At 58.6% G+C, this 4,506-nt stretch carries 5 protein-coding genes; 4 read left to right on the plus strand and 1 reads right to left on the minus strand.

What is annotated here, in order from left to right; all coding sequences use genetic code 11:
- Positions 1 to 951, minus strand: a 951-nt coding sequence (locus OC610_RS21815) for a catalase (RefSeq protein WP_264430691.1), incomplete at its 3' end; no start/stop codon positions are given.
- A 266-nt stretch (positions 952 to 1,217) separates the two neighbouring features.
- Here OC610_RS21815 and OC610_RS21820 point away from each other — a divergent pair.
- The 4 genes from OC610_RS21820 (at position 1,218) to OC610_RS21835 (ending at position 4,304) form a co-directional block, all read left to right on the plus strand.
- A complete protein-coding gene (locus OC610_RS21820; protein ID WP_264430692.1) occupies positions 1,218 to 2,225 on the plus strand; it encodes a methionine ABC transporter ATP-binding protein in 1,008 nt (335 codons plus the stop codon).
- Positions 2,225 to 2,887, plus strand: a complete 663-nt coding sequence (locus tag OC610_RS21825; protein ID WP_053149304.1) for a methionine ABC transporter permease — start codon at positions 2,225 to 2,227, stop codon at positions 2,885 to 2,887. Before OC610_RS21820 ends, OC610_RS21825 begins: the two co-directional genes overlap by 1 nt.
- An 89-nt stretch (positions 2,888 to 2,976) precedes the next feature.
- Complete coding sequence (locus OC610_RS21830; protein ID WP_264430697.1) at positions 2,977 to 3,750, plus strand: MetQ/NlpA family ABC transporter substrate-binding protein; 774 nt, start codon at positions 2,977 to 2,979, stop codon at positions 3,748 to 3,750.
- A gap of 179 nt (positions 3,751 to 3,929) precedes the next feature.
- On the plus strand, positions 3,930 to 4,304 hold the full coding sequence (locus OC610_RS21835) for a lysozyme inhibitor LprI family protein (protein ID WP_003196186.1): 375 nt from the start codon (positions 3,930 to 3,932) through the stop codon (positions 4,302 to 4,304).
- Positions 4,305 to 4,506: the final 202 nt, after the last annotated feature.

Here is a 4,506-nt window from a genome sequence, read left to right on the forward strand (position 1 = left end):
GTCGAGCAGGTCGAAGTCGAACTTGTGCTCGTCTTCCTCGGCAACGATTTGCACGCCGAATTCCCATTCCGGGTAATCGCCCATCTCGATGGATTCCCAAAGGTCGCGACGGTGGTAGTCGGTGTCCTTGCCCGCGAGTTTCTGGGCTTCGTCCCACACCAAGGAACAGGTGCCGGCTTTGGGTCGCCAGTGGAACTTGACGAAGCTGCTCTGACCTTCGGCGTTGATCATGCGGAAGGTATGCACCCCGAAACCCTGCATGCTGCGTAGGCTTTTTGGAATGGCCCGGTCAGACATCGCCCAAATCACCATGTGAGCCGATTCCGGCACCAGGGAGACAAAATCCCAGAACGTGTCATGTGCCGAACCGCCGGTAGGAATCTCGTTGTGGGGCTCGGGTTTTACCGCGTGGACAAAATCCGGAAACTTCACTGCGTCCTGGATGAAAAACACCGGCATGTTGTTGCCCACCAGGTCGAAGTTGCCTTCGTCGGTGAAGAACTTCACCGCAAAGCCACGCACGTCCCGCACGGTGTCACCGGAACCCCGTGGACCTTGCACAGTGGAAAAACGCACGAACACCGGAGTTTTCTTGCTCGGGTCCTGTAGGAAACCGGCCTTGGTCAGCGCCGAATGCGCTTCATAACTTTGAAAATAGCCATGGGCGCCAGTCCCGCGGGCATGGACGATGCGCTCCGGAATACGTTCGTGGTCAAAATGCGTGATCTTCTCACGCATGATGAAATCCTCCAGCAGCGACGGCCCACGCGCCCCCGCCCGGAGCGTGTTCTGGTTGTCAGCGATCTTCACGCCCTGGTTGGTGCGCAACGCCTGCTCAGTGGCGTCGGAGCGAAACTGCTCCAGGCTTTCGAGCTTGGCGTTGGTATTGCTGCGGTCCAGGGTATCGGTCCCGGCCAGTTGGCTGGGGGCGGCAGGTTTGTGAGTGCTCATCAGGCATGACTCCTCGTTGCGATCCCCGCCGTGGCCAGGACCCATGAGTTCGATGCGCCAGGCACGGTGCCTGGGCATGTTTTGAGTTGCTTAATGAGTGACCAATGCCGTTTCGCTGTGTTCCTTTTATCTGTCCTTTGATCGCCTTATTGCCAAATCGCTGGTTCATTCTCAAATAAATGCTAAGAACCTCTATACGGACAGGCTAAAATGCGCGCCCGGCTAACCGCTGATCCTTTTTCAACGCGCCCCACAAGGTTCGCTACGTGATCGAGTTTCAAGACGTCCATAAAACCTACCGAGTCGCCGGTAGGGATATCCCCGCCCTGCATCCGACCAGTCTGACGATTGAGAACGGTCAGGTCTTCGGCCTGATTGGCCATTCCGGTGCAGGAAAAAGTACCCTGCTGCGCCTGATCAATCGCCTGGAAGATTCCACGGGCGGCAAGATCATCGTCGACGGTGAAGAAGTCACCGCCCTGGACGCCAGCGGCCTGCGCCGTTTCCGTCAACAGGTCGGGATGATTTTCCAGCACTTCAACCTGCTCGCGTCCAAGACCGTGGCCGACAACGTGGCGCTGCCGCTGACGCTGGCTGGCGAATTGTCTCGCAGCGACATCGACCAGCGCGTCGCTGAATTGCTGGCGCGGGTAGGGCTGTCCGACCACGCCCGCAAATACCCGGCGCAATTGTCCGGCGGCCAGAAGCAGCGCGTCGGCATTGCCCGCGCCCTGGCGACCAAACCCAAGATCCTGCTGTGCGACGAGGCCACCAGCGCCCTCGACCCGCAGACCACCGCCTCGGTGCTGCAACTGCTGGCGGAGATCAACCGCGAGCTGAAGCTGACCATCGTGCTGATCACCCATGAAATGGACGTGATCCGCCGCGTTTGCGACCAAGTGGCGGTGATGGACGCCGGCGTAATCGTCGAGCAAGGCCCGGTGGCTGATGTGTTCCTGCATCCCAAGCACCCGACCACCAAGCGTTTCGTCCAGGAAGACGAGCAGATCGACGAAAGCGAACAGCGCGACGATTTCGCCCACGTGCCAGGGCGCATCGTGCGTCTGACGTTCCAGGGCGATGCGACCTACGCGCCGTTGCTCGGCACCGTCGCCCGGGAAACCGGTGTGGACTACAGCATCCTGGCCGGTCGGATCGACCGCATCAAAGACACCCCCTACGGGCAACTGACCCTAGCCATCACTGGCGGTGACATGGAGGCGGCGTTCGCCCGCTTCACCGCGGCCGATGTCCACATGGAGGTGCTGCGCTGATGGAATTTTTTGCAAACATCGACTGGCTGGAAATCTGGCTGGCCACCGGCGACACCTTCCTGATGCTGTTCGGCTCGCTGCTGTTCACCGTCCTGCTCGGCTTGCCCCTGGGCGTGTTGCTGTTTCTCTGCAGCCCGCGCCAACTGCTCGAAGCCCGCGGCGTTTATGCGCTGCTGTCGCTGATCGTGAACATCCTGCGCTCGCTGCCGTTCATCATCCTGTTGATCGTGATGATTCCGTTCACAGTGTTGATCACCGGCACCTCCCTGGGCGTGGCCGGCGCGATCCCACCGCTGGTGGTCGGCGCCACGCCGTTCTTCGCCCGCCTGGTGGAAACCGCCTTGCGCGAAGTCGACCGCGGCATCATCGAAGCGACCCAAGCCATGGGCGCGACCACGCGGCAGATCATCGTCAACGCCTTGCTGCCGGAAGCCCGCCCGGGCATTTTTGCAGCAATTACGGTGACAGCGATTACGCTGGTGTCCTACACGGCCATGGCCGGTGTGGTCGGCGCCGGTGGTCTGGGCGACCTGGCGATCCGCTTCGGCTACCAGCGTTTCCAGACCGACGTGATGGTCGTTACCGTGGTGTTGCTGCTGGTGTTGGTGCAGGTCCTGCAGACCGTGGGCGACAAACTGGTTGTGCATTTTTCTAGAAAATAAGGCCTCGTGCCAATAAACATGAGCCGGCCATTCGCTGGCAGGCGCCGAGAGCAGGCGCCGCAAGCGGGCACTCAAAAGGAGTTAGCTGAATGAAAAAACTACTGGTTGCCTTCGCTGCCGCCGCAGCGTTTTCCGCCCACGCCAACGACACCTTGACCGTCGCGGCCACCCCGGTCCCGCACGCGGAAATCCTCGAATTCGTCAAACCGGCACTGGCGAAGGAAGGCGTGGACCTCAAGGTCAAAGTCTTCACCGACTACATCCAGCCGAACGTGCAGGTTGCGGAAAAGCGCCTGGACGCCAACTTCTTCCAACACCAGCCGTACCTGGATGAGTTCAACAAGGCCAAGGGTACGCATCTGGTGAGCGTGGCCGGCGTGCACCTGGAACCTTTGGGCGCGTACTCCAGCAAGTACAAGGCACTGACCGAATTGCCGGGCGGCGCCAACGTGGTGATCCCGAACGACGCTACCAATGGCGGCCGTGCGCTGTTGTTGCTGGCTAAGGCTGGGATTATCAAGCTGAAGGACTCGGGCAACATCCTGTCCACTACCAAGGACATCGTTGAGAACCCAAAGGATCTGAAATTCCGTGAGCTGGAAGCGGCGACCATTCCGCGGGTGCTGACTCAGGTGGATTTGGCGTTGATCAATACCAACTATGCGTTGGAGGCCAAGCTTGATCCTTCCAAGGATGCGCTGGTGATCGAAGGTAACGACTCGCCTTATGTGAACATCCTGGTGGCTCGTGAGGATGACAAGGACAGTGAGGCGATGAAGAAGCTGGTGGCGGCTTTGCATACGCCGGAAGTGAAGGCTTTTATTCTTGAGAAGTACAAAGGGGCGGTTTTGCCGGCGTTTTGAGCTGATTGGGTGTGAAAAAAAACGGGGCTGCGTGGGAATGCAGGTCCGTTTTTTTTGCTTGGAATGTTAATGAAGGAAGGCGGAGGGCGTTGCAGTTCTGCTTCATTGTTCCACGACCCTCATGATAAATTCCCCGCCGCGACCTCTAATCAATAGAGGGCATTCAGGGAGAGAAGTAAGTGATCAAGTCTTTGTTGGTTGGGACATTGCTGGCAATGGCATCAGCATCGGCCTCTGCGATGAGTTGCGACAACCCTAGAAACGCCTATGACAGGACCTATTGCGCGTCGCTGAAAATGGTTCAGTCGGATCAGGACATCAATGATCAATACAAGAAGACCATGAGTGCCCTGAACCCGGATCAAAAGAAAAAAGTGAAAGCCGCTCAAATCCAGTGGATCAAAAATCGTGACAGCGCCTGCTCCAACGATGGCCTGCTCTACCTGGACTGCGCCAACGAGAAGACCGAGGCGCGTATCGTCATTCTCAAAGCTGTCGAGCGCGAGTGCCGTGCTGCCGGTTGCGACGACGCCAAGCTGTCGCAAGTCGAGTAAACGATCAGCACGTCGGACTTGCAGCCGTCCCCACGAAAAAACCCGACGTAAAGCGTCGGGTTTTTCTTTGGCGGGCGGGGTTGATTCCAACCTGATGGCTCATTCTTGTAATGCAGATGATGGGGTTTGTCTGTAGGAATGGTTGGGCTGCCCCCTGTAGGAGCTGTCGAGTGCAACGAGGCTGCGATCTTTCCCCTGGCAC

The organism is Pseudomonas agronomica (genome assembly GCF_025917275.1).
GTDB classification, from domain to species: Bacteria; Pseudomonadota; Gammaproteobacteria; order Pseudomonadales; family Pseudomonadaceae; genus Aquipseudomonas; species Aquipseudomonas agronomica.